This window comes from Citrobacter sp. CK189, from assembly GCF_030333505.1.
Lineage (GTDB): Bacteria > Pseudomonadota > Gammaproteobacteria > Enterobacterales > Enterobacteriaceae > Citrobacter_B > Citrobacter_B koseri.
The window spans coordinates 1,099,818-1,122,358 of sequence record NZ_JAOWFV010000038.1 but is presented as its reverse complement, the minus strand read 5'-3'; the positions used below and the strand labels follow the sequence as shown (position 1 = coordinate 1,122,358).

The following is a 22,541-nucleotide window of genomic DNA, read 5'->3' as shown; positions in this document are numbered from 1 at the left end:
CTAAAGCATAGTCAGCGATAACTCTTTACCCAATGCTCTGGCCGCAATCTGCACGGCATCGATTTTCGTTGCGTGTTTTAAGTCGAATAGTCGGGTAATTTCCTGCTTGGGTCTGCCAATGCGCCTCGCCAGCTCCTGCTGCGTGATTTTTGATTCAAGGAACGCATTCAACAAAAGGACTTTAGACGCAATGCTAAGAGGAATCTCCACATAATCATCAGCTTCATCAACCATTGAAGGTAAAGGAATTGGCTGGTTATCTTCAAAATAAAATTCAAAGGCGGTGACTAATGCGCCCTGCGCGGCTTCGAGAGACTCATGGCGGGTGTCACCTTGTGTTAACGCCTCTGGAATGTCCGGGAACGACACAACATAACCCCCTTCTTCTGCGGGAATGAGATTGACGGGATAACGCATAGTTTCTGGTAACGCTCTCATGTGATCAACCTTATATATCTGATGATTAATTCAAACCAAGCTGCTTTAGTATTGCTTTACGCAGGGTGTCTTTAATTTCATCACCAGGATGTCTGGGCATGACGCTTCGTTTGTCGTGATATCTCAACTTCAAATGATTCGTTCCATTTGTTACATCGACTCCCTGAGATTCAAGCCAGCGTCTGAACTCGCTCTGCTTCACCGCGCCTCCCTGCCATGTATTATAACCATAAGGTAAACATTTTTGTTTACCTTTTCTCTTTTTTTGAATGTTATACACCCCGAAATGGCTTTTGGCTGATTAACACTCAAGAACCGGAAAGCCGGTTCCAGTTTTGCGGGAAGGTTAACTATGGTGAGAGGGGGTTTAAGGTACATCAGGCGTGGCCGGGTGACGCTCAGCGTTCCCGGCCAGCCGCTGACTTAGTTTTTACGTTTTGGCAGCGTTTTCATCAGTTCTTCCGGGCTTACGGAGGCGACAACGCTGCCGGGCAAGGGCATTTTCAGAATATGAGTTTTGATCTTGCCGATAACGTGCATTTCGCACGGACGGCAATCAAACTTCAGCGTCAATACTTCGTCGCCGTGTACCAGTTGCATCGGCGTTGCTTTCCAGCTTTTGATATTCCCTTTCGCCTGTTTCGGGCACAGGTTAAAGGCAAAGCGCAAACAATGTTTGGTGATCATCACCGGCACATCGCCCTTCTCCTGGTGCGCCTCATACGCCGCGTCGATCAACTGGACGCCGTAGCGATGATAAAACGCGCGCGCTTTGTGATTGTAGACGTTAGCCAGGAAGCTCAAATGCGTTTCCGGGTAGACCGGGGCTGGTTGCGCCACCGGCTTACGGCTGCCGCGTTGATAGTTCGCCAGACGCGCCGCATCCAGCATCTCTGCCGCTTCGCGACGGAACTGGTTGAGTAAACTGTTCGGCACGAACAGTGCGCCGGGGAGATTCACCTCGACATTACGCGCGTAGTACATCGTCTGTCCCAGCTTCGCCACGCCTTCTTTCAGGTTGTTCAACGCTTTTTCGGCGTTGTTAGCCTCGTCAAACTGTCCCTCCAGCGTATGGGTGACGCTCACGCCCTCTTCGCTGGTCAGCGTCAGAATTAGCTGTTCCTGCCAGCCGCCTAACGCGATATCCACCGCCACCCGGCGTTCGCTGGAGGTTTTGGTTAACGCCTGCTGCCAGTTGTGGTCGAGATTACGGTTCAGCGGATGATGCGGGCGCACTTTATGCAGGTCGGGCGGCATTTCATTTGGCCAGACGCGATAACGGTTCTGCCCCGTCTTTTCCACCGTATTGGCGCGAAACCCCACCACTTCACGTTTGATCAGCACATTCAGGCCATCGCCGTTGGATAACGGTTCCGTCACCTCAACGTCCAGGTGATCTTTTGCCACTTTGACGACTTCGCCTACCGGTAAACCGATAAATTTTGGCGAATCGAACGCGCCGATATCCCCTTTACGGGCGTTAACAAAATAGTCGGTACTGCCGCGATGGAAGGTTTTATCCGTAGAAGGAATAAAAAAGTGCTCAGTACGACCGGCGGAAGCCCGCGCCAGGTCGCCACGCTCCTCGATAATCGCATCCAGCATCTGGCGATAGTGCGCCGTGATGTTCTTCACATAGCTCATGTCTTTGTAGCGTCCTTCAATTTTGAAGGAACGCACGCCGGCATCGATCAACGCGCCCAGATTGGCCGTCTGGTCATTATCTTTCATCGACAACAGGTGTTTTTCGTACGAGACCACCCGCCCCTGATCGTCTTTTAAGGTGTACGGCAGGCGACAGGCCTGGGAACAGTCGCCACGGTTAGCGCTGCGACCGGTCTGCGCATGAGAGATATAGCACTGCCCGGAATAAGCCACGCACAGCGCGCCGTGGATGAAAAACTCAATAGTGGCGTCGGTGGCCTGATGAATCGCCTGGATCTGGCTCAGACTCAGTTCGCGCGCCAGCACAATCTGGGTGAAACCGACGTCGGCAAGGAACTTCGCCTTCTCAACGCTACGGATATCACACTGCGTACTGGCATGCAGTTCAATGGGAGGAATGTCCAGTTCCAGGATGCCCATATCCTGCACAATCAGCGCATCGACGCCGGTCTGGTACAGATCGGTAATCAGCCGTTGCGCGGGCTCAAGCTCATCATCATGCAGAATGGTGTTTAACGTCACAAAGATCTTCGCGCCATAGCGATGCGCAAAAGGCACCAGTTCCGCGATCTCTTTCAGGCTGTTACTGGCATTATGCCGCGCGCCGAAGCCCGGCCCGCCGATGTAAACAGCATCGGCGCCATGTAAGATCGCTTCACGAGCAATGGCGGTATCGCGTGCCGGACTTAACAGTTCAAGGTGATGAGGTTGCTGGCGCATACGGTTAATATCATCCAATAACAGCAAAATGGCGGCTATTGTAGTCAGAAGCGCGACGTTTCGGAATACTTTTCCCGTCTAACTATGTGGGTAATGGATCAAGGAGTGAAAGTGAACCGTCTGGTCGCTGCTATTGCGATACGCATGGGCGGCATCGCCCGCAAAACGCACGCCTTCGCCGGATTTGAGCGTGCGCCACTCCCCGGCAATACACATATCCAGCGTTCCCTGAATCACCACCACATGTTCGATGACGCCTGCCTCATGCGGCGTCGATTCGCTAAGCGCGCCCGGGGCCATCAATATTGAAAAATGGTCAAAACGGAGCTGCGGGTCCCACGGAAACAGCGGCGTGATCACCATTGCCTGTTGCTGCGGGTCGAAGGTCGGGAGATCCTCCGCTTCCGGCGGGGAGATAAACGTTGAAAACGGGACATTCAAACCGGTGGCAATCTTCCATAATGTGGATACCGTCGGGCTGGATTCGTTGCGCTCTATCTGGCCGAGCATTGCTTTTGAAACCCCTGTCGCTTCCGCCAGACGCGACAGACTCCATTCTCGCTGTTGGCGTAGCGCCTTCAGCGTCGTCGCCAGATAATGGGTCAGGTTGTCCATTTTTCTCCTCCGGTAAAGCCGCAGTCTATCACTTGTGCGCTATAGCGCACAATGCTACAGTTTGTGACCGTTATAACGTACAAGGGGCAATCATGCGGTCATTTTCACTTCCTCTGCCAACCGTGTTGTCTGGTTTTGTTGCGGTCCTGGTCGGCTATGCAAGCTCAGCGGCAATCATCTGGCAAGCCGCGATTGCCGCCGGCGCATCAACCGGACAAATTGCCGGATGGATGACGGCGCTTGGCATCGCGATGGGCGTCAGTACGCTGGCGTTAACCCTATGGTATCGTGCTCCGGTGCTGACGGCATGGTCAACGCCCGGCGCCGCGTTACTGGTTACCGGCTTGCAGGGTCTCACGCTTGCGGAGGCCATCGGCGTATTTATTGTCGCGAATGCGTTAATCGTTCTGTGCGGCGTAACCGGGTTGTTTGCCCGCTTAATGCAGGTGATTCCGCATTCTCTTGCCGCCGCGATGCTGGCCGGTATTTTATTGCGTTTTGGTTTGCAGGCGTTCGGTCATCTGGATGGCGAGCTGTTTCTGTGCGGCAGTATGCTGCTGGCGTGGTTAGCGCTGAAAGTGCTGGCGCCGCGCTATGCGGTTATCGCCGCAATGGTTGTCGGTATTCTGGTTACGGGCATGAAAGGTGACATTGTCACGCATGGCATAACCCTCTCCCCGGTGCTACCGGCGTTTATCGCGCCCCATTTTTCGCTTGCTCATAGCCTCGGCGTCGCCATTCCACTGTTTCTGGTGACAATGGCGTCACAAAACGCGCCCGGTATCGCCACGATGAAAGCCTCCGGTTACTCCCTTCCGGTTTCGCCGCTGATCGTATTTACAGGGCTGCTGGCGCTGGTTTTATCTCCCTTTGGCGTCTACTCCATATGCATTGCCGCTATTACCGCCGCCATTTGCCAGAGTCCCGAAGCGCACCCGGACGCCAGGCGTCGCTGGCTGGCTGCGGCTGTCGCAGGCGGATTCTATCTGCTGGCGGGATTGTTCGGCGGTTCCGTTACCGCTCTGATGGCCGCCCTGCCCGTAAGCTGGATTCAGATGCTGGCCGGGCTGGCGCTGCTGGGAACAATCAGCGGTAGTCTGTACCAGGCATTGCTTAATGAAACGGAGCGTGATGCCGCTATCGTGACCTTTCTCGTCACTGCAAGCGGGTTGACGCTGCTGGGCATTGGCTCTGCGTTTTGGGGACTGGTAGTCGGAGGCGTCTGCTACGGGGTGCTATCGTTTGCTCGCCGCGCGTAACTGCGACGGCGTCTTACCGGTCACCTGCTTAAAGCGATTGCTGAAATGGCTCGCCGAACTGAATCCGCAGGCCATCGCGATCTCTGACAGCGAACGGGTTGAATGACAGACCCATTGCTGCGCCAGCGCCATACGCCGCTGCATTACGTACTGGTGTGGCGCCATGTTCATCGACTGGCGAAACATTCTGGCGAAATGAAATTCGCTCAATGCCGCCTCGCGCGCCAGGTCGCTTAGCGTCAGCGGCTCAGCAAGATGCGCTTCAATGTACGCCAGCACATTGCGCAGCGTGGCGGGCGCCAATCCGCCAGTAACCGTCGGGAGACGCCACTGCACGTTACTGTAATGCTGCACCAGATGCGTCAACAGCAGTGACGAGGCGGCGCTGAGCGTCATATGATTCGCCGGTTGCTGCCAGTCATTTCCCAGCAGGAACTGGCGATAAACCGCCGTTATTCCCGGATCGTTACCAAAGGTGCGCTCATCCAGGGTAAAGCTGTACGGGCTTTTATCCCAGACCTTTTCCCCAACATCCCGCAGATGGGCATCTGTACAGTAGAGATGGACAAACGACAGGTCGTCGCGAATATCCCAGACGGACTCACTCTCTTTTGGCATCAGACAGAAGCGATCCGGCCCCCCGCCATTCTTCCAGCCGCCCGGCGTTTTGTGGTAGCTCTCGTAGCCGTCAGCGACATACAGGCTGAGAGTATGGTGATCGCAATATTGCGTAATGTTGTCACGTTTATTTGACCATGCCGCCAGCTGGACACCCGAATGCAACGCAACCGAGTCATGCAGCACGGCATTATGTTTGCGTAAATTTTCAAAGGCATCATAAGACTGAGACATACCATCACATCACAAAGCAGTAATAAGTAGAATCTCAGTCTATAACAGCCACGACCCGTTTCCAGCCCTCACCGGTCAGACAGCGGCAAAAAAGCGCAAGATTTTGCAAGTCATCCGCAAACCGGTGCAAGCGCGCGCATTTTTTACATGTCACATTCCTTCTTCGGATAATAAAGATAAAGAAGAGAGTGTTATGAACGCATTATTATACTGTCTGGTGGTTGTCATTTGGGGGACCACCTGGATTGCGATTTATCTGCAACAAGGCCCGGTATCGGCGCCCGTGTCCATTTTCTGGCGGTTTGCCGTCGCCAGCGCGTTAATGATGCTCATCCTGCTGGCGAGCGGGAAATTACGAAAATTATCCGGGCGCGACCACCTGTTTTGCCTGTTACAGGGCGGATGCGTCTTCTGCTTTAATTTCTGGTGTTTTTATAGCGCCGCCGCCTGGATCAATACGGGGCTGGAGTCCGTCATTTTCTCAATGGCCGTACTGTTCAATGCGGTTAACAGCTTTGTGTTCTTCGGGCATAAACCGCCGCTACGCTTTTATTACGCTGCTGGTCTGGGATTAACGGGCATTATCACGCTGTTCTGGCAGGATCTGGCCAACAGCGGCTGGAACCACTCGCTGTTACTGGGGATTGGTCTGAGCGCGCTGGGAACGTTTGGCTTCTCTTTGGGAAATATGATCAGCATGCGCCATCAGAGAAAAGGTCTGGAAGTCATGACCACCAACAGTTGGGCGATGCTGTACGGCACGCTGCTGATCGCCGCCATTGCCTGTATACGCGGCGATAACTTCACGCCGCAATGGACGTTGAGCTACCTCGGCGCCCTGCTGTATCTGGCAATATTCGGTTCCGTTATCGCGTTTGGCGCGTATTTTACTCTGGTGGGACGCATCGGCCCTGGCAACGCGGCCTACAGTACGCTGCTGTTTCCTCTGGTGGCGCTGACAATATCCACACTCTACGAAGGTTACGTCTGGCAAATGAATGCCGTTGTTGGATTAGTGCTGATTCTGGTTGGCAATCTGGTGATGTTCACCCGTCCAGAGGCGTTAATGAGTAAATTAATTTACCGTCGTCGGGCTGCATAAAAAAACGCGCCATCCAAAGATGGCGCGTGAACTTATTTTTTACCGACATCAAACATGGTGGCATCAGTCGCCATGTCATCAATCACTTCTTTCAACGTTTCAAACGCCATCGGCGTATTTTCGTTGCTCAGGTCTTTACCCTCGCCCTGACGAACCACTTTCACCACTGGTTTATTGGTGGCGGCATCAATCAGCTCGCCTTCAAAGTAAAGATGCGTATCCATTGTGCGATGGCCTGTCGCCATCTGCGTACCCGCAACCACCAGGGCGACCGGCACCACCTCATAGAATTGCAGCCCCTCTTTGCTGGTATCAACGCCGGTTATCGCGCCGCGGAAAATCAGGCTACGCGGCCCTGGGGTCGTTACCAGAGGTTTACGTTTCTCAATGGCCGTTTTCAGTTGGGTATCGGTATAGCTTCGTAATTTATCCAGAACCTGCTGCCCGACCTGCGTCGTGGGTTTCGGCACCGGATAGTAGGTTATCGGGTTCCAGACGATGCTGTCATATTTAGACTCATCAAAGCTGGAGTCAACCCAACGGAGCACCGGTTTTCCCGTTGCGGAGGTTGTTTCTTTCAGCCCTGAATAATCTTTTAAGAACCCAGAATATTTATCCGGCTGAGTGATTTTTGACGCACAGCCAGATAAAGCCAATAAGCCAGAAAGCACTGCAACTTTAAATAAAGTATGAGTACGCATGGAAACTATCCCTTTTGTTTTTGCAGATATGCAATTGGAATAGTAGCAAAAGGAAACTAATCTGGATGGACTATAAATGGTATCGCCAGCACAAATTCAACACGGCGAGTTGCAGGCCGTATCAGGCCTGCAACGCTATCGTAAAATTGCGTTATGCGCTTTTACGCGCCAGCAGCGTCGCAAAACGCAGTTTGATGCGGTTGCCGTTGGCGTCCGTGCGGTGAAGTTCACCCACATCCTCGTTGTATTTCAGCAATTCCCAGCCTTCGTAGTAACGGCGCAGTTCCCCTTCTTTAAACGCAAACGGGAAACCCACGGTGCAGGGGAAATCTTCCGTATCCATTGCCGCCACAATCAGGTTATGCCCGCCCGGTTTGGTGCAGCGCTGCATATTGGCAATCAGCCCCGGAATGGTTTTCGCTTCCAGAAACATCATCACTACCGTCGAGAGAATAAAATCGTAGTCGCCTTCGAAGCTTAACGCGTTAAGGTCAACCACCTTTGCTTGCAGGTTTTCCAGCCCTTCCGCCGCTTTGATGCGCTCAACGTTGGCGATGCTCATCGGATTCTTATCCCAGGCGGTAACGTCATAGCCGTTCGCCGCCAGATAGAGGCTATTACGGCCATTTCCGCAGCCCAGATCCAACGTTTTACCCGGCGCGACCACCTTTGCCGCCTCAACGACGTCGGAGTGCGTGCGGGTTAAATCGTATTTTTCAGTAAAGTAATTTTCGTCACGAAGGGTCATTAGTTATCCTCAGATTTCAGTAATGCGGCGCGTTCTGTGCGCACGAGAAGTTTCCCCTGCATCAGCAGCGCAAACGTGCGTACGAGCAATAACGCTATGATAAAATTGGTAAAAATAAACAACGGAATCGCCAGCGTATGAAAAAATCCCGACGCGCTGGCGTGCCCTAAATGCAGCCCTGTCGTCGCCAGCGCTGAAACGCCGAACGAGAAGCTCCAGAAAGAGGCATTAAACGGCTGCGACAGGTACCACGGCATCAGGCGCAGCATGAAAAGCAGTTGCAGCAAGCCATAGCCAAACAGCATTTTCGCCAGCGTATCGCCTTCTCCGCCGTTGACGCTCAGCCAGGCGCTACAGGCTACTAACGCCGGAGCCAACTGAATGCCCAGCGATGTCCGCAGCACCGCCGGTAATTCACCGGAACTGCGCAAACGTTGCAAAATAACGGGTTCCAGACTCAGCCACGAGAATACGCCAGCTCCTAAAAAGACCAGCCCGGCGTCGTTGTAACCCAACGCGCCGCAGGCCATCGCGCTAATAAAGTTATTCGCTACCGTCGGCAGATACAGCCCCGGCGTTGTCGCCTCTTCAGGATGCGAACCGCGCCAGAGTCCCGCCGTTTGCCATGCGGCATAAGCCAGTTGCACCACGACGCCAATGCTGAACAATCCCACGGCTAACCCACGACACCAGGGGACAAAACCAATCGCCACCAGCATCGTGGTCGCAGGAAAAAGGCTGACAAAACTGCTCTTTACCGGATGCCGTACCTCCGCCAGTACGCTCTGTGGAAAACGCAGCAGACGGTTAAGAAAGGCAAGCGTCAGCAAGCTCCAGATGATCATTGCCAGGATCACCAGGCCATCGCCAATCCAGTGACTGACGGGCCAGATATGGCTGGCATAGCGCCACGCGAAGCCCATGCCAATGGTGCCCAGTACCATCCCAAAATAGCCAGCCGGAAGATTAAGCACCCGGTCGCTCTGCTTGTTCTTACTCATTTTGTTTAATTTATAAAGTATATTTTAAATGCATTTTATGGAATTTCGCCCTGTTTAGCCAGTGCTGAAAAATTTGCTACGGTTATCTTAAGCGAGCAAAGGGAAATTCCCCATGAGCAAATATCACCTGAGTGAAGAATCGCGCGCCTTTAGTTATCAGGATAACGGCCACAAGAAAAGCGTCCTGCTGCGCCAGATCATTGCCCTTACCGACTTTAACGACGTCAAAGCCGGAACCGCTGGCGGCTGGGTAGACGATGAAAGCGTGCTGGCGCAAGAAGGACACTGCTGGATTTACGACGAGAATGCCCTCGCATTCGCCGGGACGATGATTTCAGGCAACGCCCGCATCACCCAGGCCTGCATCATCAGAGATCGCGCGCAAATCGGTGATAACGTCTGGATTGATCTGGCCGAGATCAGTCACGGCGCCCGGATAAGCAACAACGTCACCGTGCAGAATTCGCTCGTTCGCGGTGAATGTCATCTGTCTGGCGACGCTCGTATTCTGCACCATTCGGAGATTATCGCCGCAAAAGGCCTAACCCAGGAAAGCGACCTGACGCTGCAAATCTACGATCGCGCCACCGTCAGCAACTCGCGCATTGTGCATCAAGCGCAAATCTACGGTGATGCGATAGTCACCCAGGCGTTTATTGAACACCGCGCGGAAGTGTTTGATTTCGCGATCGTCGAAGGTAATGAAGAGAATAACGTCTGGCTTTGCGACTGTGCCAAAGTGTACGGTCACGCCCGCGTTATTGCGGGAACGGAGGAAGATGCCATTCCTACGCTGCGTTACAGTGCTCAGGTGGCGGAGCACGCGACGGTTGAAGGTAACTGCGTATTGAAACATCACGTTCTGGTCGGTGGTCATGCCGAACTACGCGGCGGCCCTGTCCTGCTTGACGATCATATCCTGATCGAAGGCCATGCCCGCATTCTGGGGGACGTGCTGATTGAACATCATGTGGAAATCACCGATCGGGCGACGATCGAAACCTTTGATGGCGACAGCATCCACTTGCGTGGCCCAAAAGTGGTTAACGGTGAACAGCATATTACACGAACACCGTTGGCAGGGTTACTCTGAGGCGCTCTCGATAATGCGGGCGTACAGGTTGACGTCGTGATACTCCCCGTTGAGAAACTCCGCTTGTTTCAGGCATCCTTCCAGTTCAAAACCATTGCGGCGCGCCACCTGGTTGCTCGCCTGGTTCGCAACCCGACATTTAATCACAAAGCGTCGAAGCTCGCCGCGCCCGGCATAATGGCCGATAAACGCCTGAAGCGCGCGCGACATAATACCCTGCCGCTGGTGAGATTCATCCAGCCAGTAACCGATATAGGCGGTTTTATTCAACGGTTCTATCAGATTAAACGAGATGACGCCCACCACCTCCTCTTCCTGAAAGATAAGGAACATTTTGGCGTAGCCGCGCTGGTGCAACATCATATTACCCTGCACATTTTTGCGCGTATCGTCTTCGCTGGCGACAAACTGCGGCCAGTTTAGCGATGCCTGTAGCCAGTCTTTGTTTTTAAGCACCAGTTGATGTAACGGCGTAACATGGCACTCTTCCACCGCTCGCAGTTCCAGTGTTTCGCTGATCGTGATGACTTCAGCCATTTCTCCATCCTTTACGGTGACAACAGCAGGATTTATTAGCTTATCACAGACTTGCCCGCATACCTGAAAACAGGAAGGGCTTCCTTGTCTGTCAGGAAGCCCTTTTAAGCAGGACAAAGACTGCGCAGTGCCTACAACGAATCAGCTCTCATTCAAACTTTCTTTCTGCAATATTCTGAGCAGATCCTCCTTCAGATGGAGTTTCTCTTTCTTCAGACGAACAATATCCAAACTGTATCCCCTGCCGTCAGAACCTTCCAGCCGGGCAATCTCATGATCAAGGGTGTTGTGTTTTTCGAACAAGGAAAGAAAGCGAGGATTCTCGGTTTTCAGTCGTGAAATCAGATCTCTGTATTCTGGAAACATACGCACTCCCTGTTAGTGGCTGTAAAACGTGTACTGAAGTACACACCGTCAGCTTACGCATTTGACATAAGGAATAATGCGAACGGGATCGAGTTTAAATAATGAGCAGAAAATGCGCCGGGAATCGTCGGGAGAAAAGAGCCGCCAGCAGTGTGGCGGCTCGGGGCAGCAGAGCGGATTACCGCATCACGCGGTCATCAACGTAGCGACGCTTATCCGGCGCCGGCGGGAAATACTGATACAGCCAGGTTTCGCTAATGGCGTCCCCCTGGCAGCGCAGGAACATACGCATATCCACCGGGTCGGTCGAATCTGACGTCGGATACCAGTCAAACTGGATGCGATAACCATCGAACGGTTCGACGTAGAGGATCTCAATCTGTTTCGCTTCGCCGTTAGACAGCGTAATGACAGGTTCGATCCCCTTCGGCGCAGCGGCTTTCAGATCGCCGCCGACAAAATCAATGGCAAAGCGGCGCGCCCATTTTTCCGGGTAGTGTTCACCCGGCGCCCACCCTTCGGGGAAACCGCCCATACCGGTACGGGTCGCCATCACGCGCGCCAACGGCGAGCGAACCGGCGGTTGCGCGCTCCAGTAAAGACGGTATTTGAATGCCAGATCATCACCCGCTTTGATCGCTTTTTCCGGCTGCCAGAAGCACACCACGTTATCGAGCGTTTCACCGGTCGTCGGGATTTCCATCAGGCCGATAGACCCTTTCCCCCATTTGTTACGCGGCTCCACCCACAGGCTTGGGCGTTTGTTATACCAGCCCATGATGTCCTGATAGTGGGAAAAGTCACGGTCAAGTTGCAGCAGGCCGAATCCTTTCGGGTTATTGTCGAGATAGGCGTTGAACTGCAATTTCTGCGGGTTATTCAGCGGACGGCAGATCCATTCGCCATTGCCCAGCCACATGGCCAGGCGGTCAGAGTCGTGAATTTGCGGATGAATAGTGTCGCACATCCGGCGTTCATTGTTGCCGCAGCTGAACATGCTGGTCATTGGCGCGATACCCAGCTGCTTGATGTCTTTACGCGCATAAATGTGATTTTCCACATCCATGATCACCTGACTCTCTTCACAGTGGATCACAAATTTATAGGCGCCAGTGACGCTTGGGCTATCCAGCAGCGCATACACGGTAAACGTGGTGTCGCCCGGTTTCGCCGTCTCAAACCAGAATGCGGTGAAGTCCGGGAACTCTTCTTTGCTGTCGGTATAGGTGTCTATCGCCAGGCCTCGCGCGGACAGCCCGTACTGATAAGTGTCATCCACCGCGCGGAAGTAGCTTGCCCCCAGGAAGGAGACGATGTCGCGACGCGCCAGTTCAGGCGCTTTAAAGGCGCGAAAGCCCGCGAAGCCAAGGTCGGTTTGCCCTTCCAGTTGACGGGTATCGACACCGGCATCGTTGTATTTGAACAGTTCCGGGCGGAAATGAATTTCGCGCGCTTGATGCGTGCTGGCGTCAAGCGAGAACATACGCACGCGACGACGAAAGCCCATTCCTACGTGGAAAAATTGCACATCCAGCTTGCGGCCTTCGATGTTGTTCCACAGAGAGTGCGCCGCATCGTACTGAATGCTGTTGTAGGCCTGCGGCGTCAGATTCGCCAGCGTATTAGGTAACGCCCGGGGTTCGCCGCCCCACGGCTTTTGCGCTAAATCGTTCGCCATTGATTGCAGAACGGAAAAGTCAAAACGGACGGTTTGACCATCTGCAATATCAGACTCTGCCGCGAAAGCGGCGCGGGAAAAGAGTGAAGCAATACCGCTCGTACCGCACACGGCGGCCATTGCCATTGAACCTTTAATAAATCGTCTACGATCCATACCTGAAAGTGAGTCCTTCTGGTCGTGTGAATGGTCCCGCGCTGGTCTCTATCAGCGGCAAGAAGTGCAACGTTTCTGACCGCTCACTCTAGACAAAATTCATTAATAATCCAATTGTTGGCTGTCGATAATCTGTACAAAAGCCAAAATATTTTATGTCGATAAGAACAGACTGAATACCGTGTAAATACAGATGGGCGCGCTTTCAGGTTATGAAAAGCGCAACCTGCCAGACATCTCGCCATTATTCCAGACTGACGTGATGTTTCATCACCCGTTTGAACAGCGCCATCCGCGCGCCCATAAAGCGGTTCTCTACTTTAAAACCGGCAAATTTATTCAGTCCGATGCGTAACAAGCGATCCCGCCCCTGAACGCTGGCGGGCCAGCGCACCGGACCATGCAGAACATCGCAGGTCCGGCTGGCGTGACGGGCGAAATTAACCCAGTAATCGGCGATATGCCGGGCAAACGCCAGATCGTTGTCATTCACGTAATTGCGCGCGGGTTCCGCCAGCGTCAGCGTATCAAAGACATACGGCACTTCATTTCCATGCCAGGCGCCGTTGGCGTAGGTTGTGTGTTCAGTTTCCGCGACATAGTCAAACCAGTATCGCCAGCACGGTTCACCTACCCGCTGCTGCGCCTGCATCACCACATAACCCAACGTGGTGAACGCCATATCGCGGCAGACCTGACGCCCCAGTTCTTCATCGCCTTTCACGCCGGGATAGAGCAGCCTGATCAGCCCTAACCCCAGTCGGCGTTCGCGCCGCAATTTCGCGATCTGCCCGGCGAGATCAACGCCAAACACTGCCATCACGCTCGCTTCGTCGCTGTTGGAGCCAACCAGAACCGGCATTGGGTGCTGCTTTCCGGCAAAGAAGGTCTCCATCATCGGCTGTGGCAATACCGCATCGCCGGAAATCGGCGTCGGCGCGATTTTCAACGGTGCGCCCAGCGGCCAGAATGCCTCCGCCGGTAGCGCCCGCAACTGTTCAGCAGTAGCGTTCGGCAAATTAAAATGCGCCGCCAGTTCGATGCCCTTTTGCAGCGCGACCTCGCGCGGCGTATCCGGTAACGTATAACCACTCTGAATAATAGCTTTATGGAACAGGCCCTTTGCCCGCGGGGACGCCATCAACGACAGGACGCTACGCGCGCCAGCGGACTCGCCGAACAGCGTCACATTCTGCGCATCGCCGCCGAAAGCGGTAATATTGTCCTGCACCCAGCGTAGCGCCGCGATCTGATCGAGCAAGGCGAAGTTATGCACGCATTCGCCGTCCTCGCCATCAAGGGCCGGATGAGCAAAAAATCCCAGGTGACCAAGACGATAATTGAGCGTGACTACCACGACATCGCGCTTCGCCAGCGCACAACCGTCGTAAGGCGGTAATCCTCCCGCGCCGATGGTGTAGCCGCCGCCATGCAGCCAGACCATCACCGGCAACGGCTGCGGGCGCACCGCGGGCGCCCAGATGTTCAGATACAGGCAATCCTCGGAAAAACGCCCCGGATCGCCCCCGCCAAGCTCGCGACAATATTCAATATCCTGCCAGCTGGCGCATGAAAATGTATTCGCAGGACGTTCGCCCTGCCAGGGGGTGGCAGGCTGTGGCACCCGCCAGCGGAGCTGACCCGTAGGCGGCGCGGCATACGGTATACCGCGCCAGATGTGGATGTCGTTTTGCACGACACCCATGACATTTCCCTGTTGCGTTTCGACAAGCGGGATGGAGGGATTCAACATGACGCATTCCTTTTCCTTCACATCCCGACAGCATACCGCGATCAGAGCAGTCCGCAACGCCGTTTACTGCGTTCTTCCGCCGCCTGATAAAGCGCAAACTCATCATATACCGGGCACCCTAACGCCTGCTCAAAGGCGTCGCGGCTGGCATTGCCGTGGCTGCGCGCCTGGGTTTCGTTACCCAGGTTAGACTGGAATATTCCGGCCGCGCTTACCGGCAGAAAATCTTCATAGGTAATGGGTTGTGCCACCACCCAACCGCGTTCAATCAGCGGCTGTGGGTCGTCGCCCGGATGAATAGACTGGCGGTGCGATTCACCAGCAGGCGTTAACCGGTAGCGAAACCAGGCGAGCCCCTGCTGGCGCAGTAAAAATTCGCTGTCCGGGAAAGCGTTAAAGACCGCCTGCAAATGCAGCTGATGCGTAAGATTATCTTTGCCCGTCCCCGCCTTATGCAGTAACGCATCGTACAACCGCCGTCCTTCAGGCGTCAGCGCCACGCCGCGCTGTTCAATCTCACCAAAACGTGCCGTATGGCTGCCCTCCGTTTCACCGGCAAACAGCACCGACTCTTCCAGCGCCTTGAAACTGGTCTGGCGTAACAGAATCGGCACCTCACGGCGCGGCGGCCCTTCAATCAGGATCTTGGGTTCGATACCGCATTCCGGCATCATCAACTGTACTTTGTCGATATCCAGCGTGCGCGGCGTCAGGTGGTTAATGTGGCACCCTGGAAAACACACTACGTCAGCAATCAGACGGTGTTCATTATGTAATGCCTGATACGTTTCCCTGTCCACCGTGGCGTGCCGGTGCCAGCGGAAAGTCTCCAGCGCCTCCTGTACAAACTCCCGCGCCTGCGCCCCGGTAAAATTGCCCTGCGCATCGAAGACGTCCAGAAGTTCGCGACAGCGCGGCGTAAAGATATCGCGCTTCGCCAGAATATCCGCCGCGCGTTGGCGCAGCGCCGCGTTCTCAATCAACTCCAGCCGTAATAGCGAGGTGAAGACGCGAAACGGGTTGCGGGAAAGCGACGCATCGTCAATGGGGCGAAAGGCGGTGGAATGAACGGGAACGCCCGCCTGAGAAAGGTCGTAATAACTGACGGGATACATCCCCATAATCGCAAACATTCGGCGCAAGGTGGAAAGCTCCTGCGCCGTACCCACCCGAATCGCACCATGCCGTTCAACGTTCAGCCGCGCCAGCTCATCCGCGTTGGCCAGCTTTTCATGCAGCGTGGGATTATTTTCCAGTACCGTCAGATTCACATCAGCGACAAGTTCCAGCAATGTACCGTACTGTGGAACTTCCTGCTGGTACATTGCTGACATTGCCTGCGAAAAGTGTTCCCGAATCTCATCAGCCGCGATGGTGTTCGCCATAATGTCATGCCTCCAGTGAATATTACCTGGAGTGTAGAAAACGCCGTTCACTCTGGTGGGAAGAATTTACAAAGTGTGATCTCACCTGTGCGGATTCAGGTGATGTTCCAGCCAGGGGAGCATCTGTTTCTTACGGCTCAGCATCCCTTCCACCTCGCAGGGGTGCGGGACATCCGGCTGGGCATCTCCGGCAAACCAGAGGCGGGAATAACCGAGATTGATATCCGTGAGCATCAGAACAACCAGCGCCGCATCTGCCCCGGCGGCATAGCGCGCCATTTCCTCACGCAGGTCGTCCATCATCGCATCAACCTGTTCCAGCGCATACAGCTCAAGCTGCGCCACGCAAACCCGCTGCCCGTGGACAGTAAAGGTTTTCATGTCCTTCTGAAGAAGCTGGCTGGCGTTCATCCCTTCCACGCTGGTTTTCGCGTACAGAAGATCGCGGCTAAAGCGTTCAAGAGACAAACCGGCGAGCTGGCTGAGCGATTCCACCGCAAGGCGGTCATCCGGGGTCGTTGTCGGCGAACGAAGCGTGACAGTGTCACTCAGGACGGCGCCCAGTAATAACGTCGCTTCTGCGGGTGAAAGCTGTTTTCGAATGGCATCCGTCATCAGTTGCCACAGTAATGTTGCGCTACTGCCAACAGGTTTTACCCACACTTCCGGCGGCAGTCGGGTGATCAACCCGCCTAAGCGGTGATGGTCAATAATGCCAACAACGTTACTCTGCGCTAAAGAATCCGGCCCCTGGGCTGGTTCGGTAAAATCAACCAGCCAGACGTCCCGATCGGTGAGCGGAACGCTTAATCGTTCAGGAATGGGCAACCCCGCCTGCGCAAAAATAAACTGCGTCTCACGGTTGGCTTCCCCCGTGCGGAACGCCACTGCCTCCTGCCCGCGTAACGTCAGCCAGCGCGCCGTCATCATGGCCGTACAGATAGCATCGCTATCAGGATTGAGGTGACCAATTACATATATCATTGTTGTTTCCTGTTGGAAAAAGCATGAGGAACCGGAAGAGTATTGACCAGCCCGACACGCTCCTGGTGATAAAGAGTCATATCAGGCGTCATCAGCCTACTGAAACGAGGCGGTTGGAATAAGGTGGAACGCCATCACCCTGCACAGGATTGTGAACCCGCTTGATGTCTCTTTCAAGTATGAACTCACGTTATGACCTGTCGCTTTCTGCGCCACGCATTGTCATTATTCTCACATCACTGTGAATCGTACAAAACATAAGCAAAACAAACTTCTTGTAAAAGAAATGAGTTAGATGTTAATAATATTTTGCTATCAGGTTATCAAAAACCAATAACTTTACTTGTCACCGGCACCGCTCTGTTTTTAACATCGCTTATGGAAAAAAATAGCTTGTTTAGTCAGCGCATCCGTTTGCGCCATCTTCATACTTTTGTAGCTGTCGCCCAACAAGGAACACTGGGGCGCGCGGCTGAAACCCTTAACCTGAGTCAACCTGCACTCTCTAAAACGCTTAACGAGCTGGAGCAACTGACCGGAACCCGCCTTTTTGAGCGCGGTCGCCTCGGCGCGCAGTTAACGCTGCCCGGCGAACAGTTCCTCACCCATGCGGTAAAAGTGCTTGATGCGCTTAATACCGCTGGCCAGGCGTTGAATCGCAAAGAAAGCCTCAATAATGATGTGGTGCGCATTGGCGCATTGCCCACCGCCGCATTGGGTATCCTTCCGGCCGTTATTGGTCAGTTCCATAAGCAGCAAAAAGAGACGACGTTACAGGTCGCCACCATGAATAACCCGATGCTGCTCGCTGGCTTAAAAACGGGGGAAATCGACCTCGGTATTGGCCGGATGTCCGACCCGGAATTGATGAGCGGTCTGAATTACGAGCTGCTGTTTCTGGAGTCGCTGAAGCTGGTTGTGCGCCCTAATCACCCGCTGTTACAGGAAACCGTCACCTTAAGCCGTGTGATGGAATGGCCGGTGGTTGTGTCGCCCAAAGGCACCGCTCCCCGGCAGAATGCGGAAGGTCTGCTACAAAGTCAGGGCTGCAAAATGCCCGTTGGCTGCATCGAAACGCTGTCGGCCTCGTTGTCTCGCCAGCTTACCGTTGATTATGACTACGTCTGGTTTGTTCCTTCAGGCGCGGTGAAAGAAGATCTGCGCCAGGCTACGCTGGTATCACTGCCGATTCCCACTCTGGGCGCTGGCGAACCGATTGGCATCCTCACCCGCGTGGACACGCCGCTTTCTCCCGGCGCGCAGGCGCTGATCGCCGCTATCCGCAAATCCATGCCACACTGAATGCGCCCTCAAATAAATGCCGGATAAGACGCGTTAGCGTCGTTACCCGGCAATATTAAGGCTTAAAACGTTTCCCAGTTATCACCGCTGGTTGTTACCGGCTGCGGTGATGAACTGGCGACGACGTCCACAGACGGCGCGCGTTTAATCGCACTTCCCCCCTGCAAACGAAATGCCCCGACCGCTTCGGTTAAGCGAGCGGCCTGCTCTTCCAGAGACGCGGCGGCGGCAGAGGCCTCTTCGACCAGCGAGGCGTTTTGCTGCGTGACCTTATCCATCTCGGAAATCGCCTGGCTCACCTGCACAATCCCACGGCTCTGCTCATCAGAGGCTGCGGCGATCTCCAGCATAATGTCCGTTACGCGTCGCACGGCATCGACAATATCATTCATGGTGTTGCCTGCTGCGACGACTTCCCCGGAGCCCTGGTCAATCAGTCTGACCGATTCGCTGATCAGCCCTTCAATTTCCTTCGCCGCCTGCGCACTGCGGCTTGCCAGCGTGCGCACTTCACTGGCGACTACGGCGAAGCCACGCCCTTGTTCACCCGCTCGCGCCGCTTCGACCGCCGCGTTAAGCGCCAGGATATTGGTCTGGAAAGCGATGCTGTTGATGACGGCGGTGATCTCGGAAATTTTCTTCGAGCTATTGGAGATATTGCCCATTGTTTTCACGACGCCAGACACCATCTGACCGCCGTGACTGGCTTTGCCGGAGGCGTCTTCCGCCAGTTTACTGGCATGGTGCGCGTTGTCCGCATTTTGTTTCACCGTGGCCGTGAGTTCTTCCATGCTGGCTGCGGTCTGTTCAATTGCTGCGGCCTGCTCTTCCGTACGCGATGACAAATCGGTATTGCCGGCGGAAATCTCACTGGTGCCGCGATAAATCTCTTCCGCCCCCTGACGTACCGTTCCCACCGTTTGCCCCAGAGAGGACTGCATCTTCTGGAGATGGCGGCTTAAGCGACCGATTTCGCTGCGTCCGGTTGGATCATCCGGCATGGTGAGATCGCCTGCGGCAATCTGTTCAATACGCTGCGCAGCACGTTGCAGAGGGTTGATTACCGTCCGGCGGAGCGCGATAAACGTCAGTAGCGTAAGCACCAGCGCCAGCGCGAACGCTCCAATCATGAACATCAATCCCAGTTGGCTGCGCTGATGCGCCTGGTCGCTAAGCTGATTCGCGCGCGCCGTGCGTAGCTCAATCGCCTTGAGCAATACGGTGTTATACGCGGTATCGAGCGGTCTGGCCTGTTCGTTTTCATGGTTGATAATCGCCTCGAACATACCGTTTCTGGCGTATTTCAACATAGGTTGCAGGCCATCAATATAGGCTTTGAAGCGGGTATTCAGCTCCGCATCCAGCGCTTCGTCCGCCGGTGTTTTTACCGCCCGCGCCATAAAGACGTTAAAGCCTTCCTGCGACTGCTTAATCCGCTTCTCCGCCTCAGCGATATTGGCTTTCATGTCGTCCATTTCAGCAATGCGGCTCGCCGCGCCTGCATGGATCATATTGATACGCGCGGTACGCAGATGGTTAGAACTGTTGGATAAGCCCATCCGCACCTGAATTTCGTCCGTCACATCCCGCTGGTCACGATCTGCCTGTAGCAGGAAGTACCCCGCCAGCCCGGAACTGAGTGCGAACAGAAGAAGGATGCCACCGAGAATGGAGGAAAACAGCGGAACCAGCCGAATATGATGCAGAAAACCCAGCTTATGCGGTGCTTGCATCGTTGATGTGTTGTCCATGACCGTCGACTCTCTTGTAGGTTATTGCGTATAAAACACGCCCGTTAGATAGTCATCGGCATTCCAGGAAGTTTGCTTACGGTGAAAATCGGAATGTTTGTCACATTTTCACAACATTTATTCCTGAAAATTCAGGAAAGTGCCAGCGGCAGACCCGCTGGCATGTGAATCAGTTATCACCGAAATGGATAACGGTACGAATGGACTTGCCCTGATGCATTAAATCAAAGGCATCGTTGATTTGATCAAGCGGCAAGCGATGGGTAATGAACGGGTCCAGACGAATTTTCCCCGCCATCGCCTCTTCCACCATGCCTGGCAGCTGGCTACGCCCTTTCACACCGCCAAAAGCGGAACCGCGCCAGACGCGCCCGGTAACAAGCTGGAACGGACGGGTTTTAATTTCCTGGCCTGCGCCAGCCACGCCGATGATGATGCTCTCACCCCAGCCTTTGTGGCAGCATTCCAGCGCTGCGCGCATCACATTGACGTTACCGATACATTCAAAACTGAAATCGACGCCGCCATCGGTCAGCTCAACAATCACATCCTGGATGGGTTTGTCATAGTCATTCGGATTAATGAAATCGGTCGCGCCCATTTCTTCCGCCAGTTTGAATTTCTCCGGGTTGGTGTCAACCGCCAGAATACGCCCGGCTTTCGCCTGCACCGCTCCCTGAATAACCGCCAGGCCGATACCGCCCAGGCCAAAGACCGCAACGCTATCCCCTTCTTTTACTTTTGCCGTGTTGTGTACCGCGCCAATCCCTGTGGTTACGCCGCACCCCAGCAGACAGACTTTATCCAGCGGCGCCTGCGGATTGACTTTCGCCAGGGAAATTTCAGCACAAACGGTATATTCACTGAATGTGCTGGTGCCCATATAGTGATAGACAGGTTCGCCGTTGTAAGAAAAACGGGTGGTGCCATCCGGCATCAGCCCTTTACCCTGCGTGGCGCGCACCGCCTGACACAGGTTGGTTTTGCCGGATTTACAGAACTTACACTCGCCGCATTCTGCGGTGTACAGCGGAATAACATGATCGCCAGGCTTCAGACTGGTGACGCCTTCGCCAACGTCAACCACCACGCCACCGCCCTCGTGACCCAGCACCGCCGGGAACACGCCTTCCGGGTCGTCGCCGGAGAGCGTAAACGCATCCGTATGGCAAACGCCGGTATGGGTAATTTTGACCAGCACTTCGCCTTTTTGCGGCGGCGCGACGTCAATTTCAACAATCTTTAACGGCTGGCCGGGGCCAAATGCAACTGCTGCACGTGATTTCATTTGTCTCTTCCCATTATTGTGAGGTGATCTGTTTATTTTAGATAAGCGCGCAGAAGGTGGCCGATTTCAGCCATGCGCACGGCGCGTTGATCCGGCGTGGTGTCGCCGCTGACCAGTTCATCTTTCAGGTGAATCTCAACCATCTCTCCCATCAGCCCGTTAGATGCGCCGCGAACGGCGGCAATCTGTTGCAGGATCGCCAGACAAGGTTCCCCTGACTCCAGCGCCCGTTCCAGCGCGTCAACCTGCCCGCGGATACGGCGAACCCGAGTGAGAATACGTTTTTTATCTTCAGGTGAATGCGGCATACGCCCTCCATACTATAGGGGGGTATACTATCAGATTTGTTATGTGGCTGTAAAACCAACAGCAGCATCTCGCTATTTGTATGACAAATGGCTATACTGCCCGCTTCCGATGTAGACCCGTTTTCTTCACCTGCGTCACGGGTCTGGTTACACGCAGGTGTTTTCTAAAAGAAACCCCGCATTACGCGGGGTGGTGAGAAGAGTCAGGAACGTTTGCGCGGCATCATGCGCAATAGCGTATTGTCTTTCCAGACGTAGTGATGCATCAGCGCCGCTGCGGCATGCAAACCAATGACAAAATACCCCAGTTTCGCCAGCGTGATATGCCAGGTTTTCAGCATATCCACCACCTCAAAATTAGCGTCTGACGCATGCGGCATCACCAGGCCGAACGCAACCCAGGGATTGCCCCGGTTATACATCATCACCAGGCCAATAATCGGCAAGACAATAAACAGCAGATAGATCACCAGATGCCCAAGATGCGCCATTCCGGTCACCATCGGCTTTGGTTTTGGCACAATGGGCGGCGCCGGGTATTTCAGTCTGACCAGCAGGCGCGTCACCATCAACACCAGGATGGTCATCCCGCACGAGACATGAACCATATTGATCCACGGACGATAGCTGCGGGGCGCAAATCCCCTCAACTCCATCGCACAGTAGGTCACAATAACCAGTAAAAAGACCAGCCAGTGGATGCCAATTTGCAGGCTTGTGTACTTATTGCTCATAACACGTCCTGAGTAAAAAAATAAAGCGTCAACATAGCGAGCTTTTGTTAAAAATTCATTAACTTTTGTTCACCCAATTTCAACCAGTTACGCTTAGCCGCAAAA

General features: G+C 54.2%; 22 protein-coding genes and 1 riboswitch. Of the genes, 4 read left to right on the top strand and 18 right to left on the bottom strand.

Annotation, left to right across the window (positions count from 1 at the left end; all coding sequences use genetic code 11):
• From OGV83_RS15210 to OGV83_RS15195, 4 genes are all read right to left on the bottom strand, one after another.
• Positions 1–417, bottom strand: a complete 417-nt coding sequence (locus OGV83_RS15210) for a type II toxin-antitoxin system HicB family antitoxin (RefSeq protein WP_125337124.1) — start codon at positions 415–417, stop codon at positions 1–3.
• 46 nt (positions 418–463) lie between these two features.
• Positions 464–640, bottom strand: a complete 177-nt coding sequence (locus tag OGV83_RS15205; RefSeq protein ID WP_071818852.1) for a type II toxin-antitoxin system HicA family toxin — start codon at positions 638–640, stop codon at positions 464–466.
• Positions 641–861: 221 nt separating this feature from the next.
• Complete coding sequence (locus tag OGV83_RS15200) at positions 862–2,823, bottom strand: peptidase U32 family protein (protein ID WP_286463943.1); 1,962 nt, start codon at positions 2,821–2,823, stop codon at positions 862–864.
• Between the two features lie 78 nt (positions 2,824–2,901).
• Complete coding sequence (locus tag OGV83_RS15195) at positions 2,902–3,438, bottom strand: helix-turn-helix domain-containing protein (RefSeq protein ID WP_058669186.1); 537 nt, start codon at positions 3,436–3,438, stop codon at positions 2,902–2,904.
• A 92-nt stretch (positions 3,439–3,530) separates the two neighbouring features.
• On the opposite strand from OGV83_RS15195, the gene OGV83_RS15190 reads away from it, so the two are divergent.
• Positions 3,531–4,697, top strand: a complete 1,167-nt coding sequence (locus OGV83_RS15190; RefSeq protein WP_071258348.1) for a benzoate/H(+) symporter BenE family transporter — start codon at positions 3,531–3,533, stop codon at positions 4,695–4,697.
• On the opposite strand, the gene OGV83_RS15185 is transcribed toward OGV83_RS15190, so the two are convergent.
• Positions 4,674–5,549 carry an AraC family transcriptional regulator gene (locus tag OGV83_RS15185; protein ID WP_012132344.1) on the bottom strand — a complete coding sequence of 292 codons (876 nt, stop codon included), beginning with the start codon at positions 5,547–5,549 and terminating at the stop codon, positions 4,674–4,676. The two genes, OGV83_RS15190 and OGV83_RS15185, sit on opposite strands and share 24 nt — an antisense overlap.
• Before the next feature lie 193 nt (positions 5,550–5,742).
• On the opposite strand from OGV83_RS15185, the gene OGV83_RS15180 reads away from it, so the two are divergent.
• Positions 5,743–6,651 carry a DMT family transporter gene (locus OGV83_RS15180; protein ID WP_012132343.1) on the top strand — a complete coding sequence of 303 codons (909 nt, stop codon included), beginning with the start codon at positions 5,743–5,745 and terminating at the stop codon, positions 6,649–6,651.
• A 32-nt stretch (positions 6,652–6,683) separates the two neighbouring features.
• Here the strand turns inward: OGV83_RS15180 and OGV83_RS15175 are convergent, their stop codons facing one another.
• The 3 genes from OGV83_RS15175 to tehA form a co-directional block, all read right to left on the bottom strand.
• Positions 6,684–7,352 carry a DUF3313 domain-containing protein gene (locus OGV83_RS15175; RefSeq protein ID WP_047463635.1) on the bottom strand — a complete coding sequence of 223 codons (669 nt, stop codon included), beginning with the start codon at positions 7,350–7,352 and terminating at the stop codon, positions 6,684–6,686.
• 151 nt (positions 7,353–7,503) lie between these two features.
• Complete coding sequence (gene tehB / locus OGV83_RS15170) at positions 7,504–8,100, bottom strand: tellurite resistance methyltransferase TehB (RefSeq protein WP_012132341.1); 597 nt, start codon at positions 8,098–8,100, stop codon at positions 7,504–7,506.
• The gene (tehA, locus tag OGV83_RS15165) at positions 8,100–9,101 is read right to left on the bottom strand and encodes a dicarboxylate transporter/tellurite-resistance protein TehA (protein WP_058669188.1); all 1,002 of its coding nucleotides are present in this window, start codon (positions 9,099–9,101) and stop codon (positions 8,100–8,102) included. The genes tehB and tehA overlap by 1 nt, the downstream gene beginning before the upstream one ends.
• Positions 9,102–9,213: 112 nt before the next feature.
• On the opposite strand from tehA, the gene ydcK reads away from it, so the two are divergent.
• Positions 9,214–10,194, top strand: a complete 981-nt coding sequence (gene ydcK, locus OGV83_RS15160; protein WP_286463941.1) for a YdcK family protein — start codon at positions 9,214–9,216, stop codon at positions 10,192–10,194.
• On the opposite strand, the gene rimL is transcribed toward ydcK, so the two are convergent.
• From rimL to OGV83_RS15130, 6 genes are all read right to left on the bottom strand, one after another.
• Positions 10,186–10,731, bottom strand: coding sequence for a 50S ribosomal protein L7/L12-serine acetyltransferase (gene rimL, locus OGV83_RS15155; protein ID WP_130028583.1), 546 nt, complete (start codon positions 10,729–10,731; stop codon positions 10,186–10,188). The two genes, ydcK and rimL, sit on opposite strands and share 9 nt — an antisense overlap.
• 141 nt (positions 10,732–10,872) lie before the next feature.
• Positions 10,873–11,097 carry an HP1242/YdcH family protein gene (locus tag OGV83_RS15150; RefSeq protein ID WP_012132337.1) on the bottom strand — a complete coding sequence of 75 codons (225 nt, stop codon included), beginning with the start codon at positions 11,095–11,097 and terminating at the stop codon, positions 10,873–10,875.
• Between the two features lie 178 nt (positions 11,098–11,275).
• Positions 11,276–12,931, bottom strand: a complete 1,656-nt coding sequence (locus tag OGV83_RS15145; protein WP_024130319.1) for a glucan biosynthesis protein D — start codon at positions 12,929–12,931, stop codon at positions 11,276–11,278.
• A 244-nt stretch (positions 12,932–13,175) separates the two neighbouring features.
• Positions 13,176–14,684 (bottom strand): carboxylesterase/lipase family protein, encoded by a 1,509-nt coding sequence (locus OGV83_RS15140; protein WP_286463939.1) that lies wholly within the window; start codon positions 14,682–14,684, stop codon positions 13,176–13,178.
• 41 nt (positions 14,685–14,725) lie between these two features.
• Complete coding sequence (hglS, locus tag OGV83_RS15135) at positions 14,726–16,069, bottom strand: 2-oxoadipate dioxygenase/decarboxylase HglS (RefSeq protein ID WP_049011627.1); 1,344 nt, start codon at positions 16,067–16,069, stop codon at positions 14,726–14,728.
• Between the two features lie 81 nt (positions 16,070–16,150).
• The gene (locus OGV83_RS15130) at positions 16,151–17,053 is read right to left on the bottom strand and encodes a DHHA2 domain-containing protein (protein WP_012132332.1); all 903 of its coding nucleotides are present in this window, start codon (positions 17,051–17,053) and stop codon (positions 16,151–16,153) included.
• A gap of 75 nt (positions 17,054–17,128) precedes the next feature.
• Positions 17,129–17,201: riboswitch (Fluoride riboswitch) on the bottom strand.
• Between the two features lie 230 nt (positions 17,202–17,431).
• On the opposite strand from OGV83_RS15130, the gene OGV83_RS15125 reads away from it, so the two are divergent.
• Positions 17,432–18,355, top strand: coding sequence for a LysR substrate-binding domain-containing protein (locus OGV83_RS15125; protein ID WP_012132331.1), 924 nt, complete (start codon positions 17,432–17,434; stop codon positions 18,353–18,355).
• A gap of 62 nt (positions 18,356–18,417) precedes the next feature.
• On the opposite strand, the gene OGV83_RS15120 is transcribed toward OGV83_RS15125, so the two are convergent.
• The 4 genes from OGV83_RS15120 to cybB form a co-directional block, all read right to left on the bottom strand.
• Positions 18,418–20,106 carry a methyl-accepting chemotaxis protein gene (locus OGV83_RS15120; protein WP_012132330.1) on the bottom strand — a complete coding sequence of 563 codons (1,689 nt, stop codon included), beginning with the start codon at positions 20,104–20,106 and terminating at the stop codon, positions 18,418–18,420.
• Positions 20,107–20,275: 169 nt separating this feature from the next.
• Positions 20,276–21,394, bottom strand: a complete 1,119-nt coding sequence (locus OGV83_RS15115; RefSeq protein WP_012132329.1) for an S-(hydroxymethyl)glutathione dehydrogenase/class III alcohol dehydrogenase — start codon at positions 21,392–21,394, stop codon at positions 20,276–20,278.
• Positions 21,395–21,426: 32 nt separating this feature from the next.
• The gene (locus tag OGV83_RS15110; protein ID WP_012132328.1) at positions 21,427–21,702 is read right to left on the bottom strand and encodes a metal/formaldehyde-sensitive transcriptional repressor; all 276 of its coding nucleotides are present in this window, start codon (positions 21,700–21,702) and stop codon (positions 21,427–21,429) included.
• A 203-nt stretch (positions 21,703–21,905) separates the two neighbouring features.
• A complete protein-coding gene (gene cybB, locus OGV83_RS15105; protein ID WP_012132327.1) occupies positions 21,906–22,436 on the bottom strand; it encodes a cytochrome b561 in 531 nt (176 codons plus the stop codon).
• Positions 22,437–22,541 lie beyond the last annotated feature (105 nt).

Excerpts from the sequence above, each read along its gene's own strand:
- OGV83_RS15125 (WP_012132331.1), top strand. The coding sequence starts at position 17,432 with ATGGAAAAAAATAGCTTGTTTAGTCAGCGCATCCGTTTGCGCCATCTT.
- OGV83_RS15110 (WP_012132328.1), bottom strand. The coding sequence starts at position 21,702 with ATGCCGCATTCACCTGAAGATAAAAAACGTATTCTCACTCGGGTTCGC.
- OGV83_RS15195 (WP_058669186.1), bottom strand. The coding sequence starts at position 3,438 with ATGGACAACCTGACCCATTATCTGGCGACGACGCTGAAGGCGCTACGC.
- OGV83_RS15130 (WP_012132332.1), bottom strand. The coding sequence starts at position 17,053 with ATGATATATGTAATTGGTCACCTCAATCCTGATAGCGATGCTATCTGT.
- OGV83_RS15120 (WP_012132330.1), bottom strand. The coding sequence starts at position 20,106 with ATGGACAACACATCAACGATGCAAGCACCGCATAAGCTGGGTTTTCTG.
- tehA (WP_058669188.1), bottom strand. The coding sequence starts at position 9,101 with ATGAGTAAGAACAAGCAGAGCGACCGGGTGCTTAATCTTCCGGCTGGC.
- hglS (WP_049011627.1), bottom strand. The coding sequence starts at position 16,069 with ATGGCGAACACCATCGCGGCTGATGAGATTCGGGAACACTTTTCGCAG.
- OGV83_RS15145 (WP_024130319.1), bottom strand. The coding sequence starts at position 12,931 with ATGGATCGTAGACGATTTATTAAAGGTTCAATGGCAATGGCCGCCGTG.
- rimL (WP_130028583.1), bottom strand. The coding sequence starts at position 10,731 with ATGGCTGAAGTCATCACGATCAGCGAAACACTGGAACTGCGAGCGGTG.
- tehB (WP_012132341.1), bottom strand. The coding sequence starts at position 8,100 with ATGACCCTTCGTGACGAAAATTACTTTACTGAAAAATACGATTTAACC.
- OGV83_RS15210 (WP_125337124.1), bottom strand. The coding sequence starts at position 417 with ATGCGTTATCCCGTCAATCTCATTCCCGCAGAAGAAGGGGGTTATGTT.
- OGV83_RS15115 (WP_012132329.1), bottom strand. The coding sequence starts at position 21,394 with ATGAAATCACGTGCAGCAGTTGCATTTGGCCCCGGCCAGCCGTTAAAG.
- OGV83_RS15190 (WP_071258348.1), top strand. The coding sequence starts at position 3,531 with ATGCGGTCATTTTCACTTCCTCTGCCAACCGTGTTGTCTGGTTTTGTT.
- OGV83_RS15150 (WP_012132337.1), bottom strand. The coding sequence starts at position 11,097 with ATGTTTCCAGAATACAGAGATCTGATTTCACGACTGAAAACCGAGAAT.
- cybB (WP_012132327.1), bottom strand. The coding sequence starts at position 22,436 with ATGAGCAATAAGTACACAAGCCTGCAAATTGGCATCCACTGGCTGGTC.
- OGV83_RS15185 (WP_012132344.1), bottom strand. The coding sequence starts at position 5,549 with ATGTCTCAGTCTTATGATGCCTTTGAAAATTTACGCAAACATAATGCC.
- OGV83_RS15140 (WP_286463939.1), bottom strand. The coding sequence starts at position 14,684 with ATGTTGAATCCCTCCATCCCGCTTGTCGAAACGCAACAGGGAAATGTC.
- OGV83_RS15200 (WP_286463943.1), bottom strand. The coding sequence starts at position 2,823 with ATGCGCCAGCAACCTCATCACCTTGAACTGTTAAGTCCGGCACGCGAT.
- ydcK (WP_286463941.1), top strand. The coding sequence starts at position 9,214 with ATGAGCAAATATCACCTGAGTGAAGAATCGCGCGCCTTTAGTTATCAG.
- OGV83_RS15180 (WP_012132343.1), top strand. The coding sequence starts at position 5,743 with ATGAACGCATTATTATACTGTCTGGTGGTTGTCATTTGGGGGACCACC.
- OGV83_RS15175 (WP_047463635.1), bottom strand. The coding sequence starts at position 7,352 with ATGCGTACTCATACTTTATTTAAAGTTGCAGTGCTTTCTGGCTTATTG.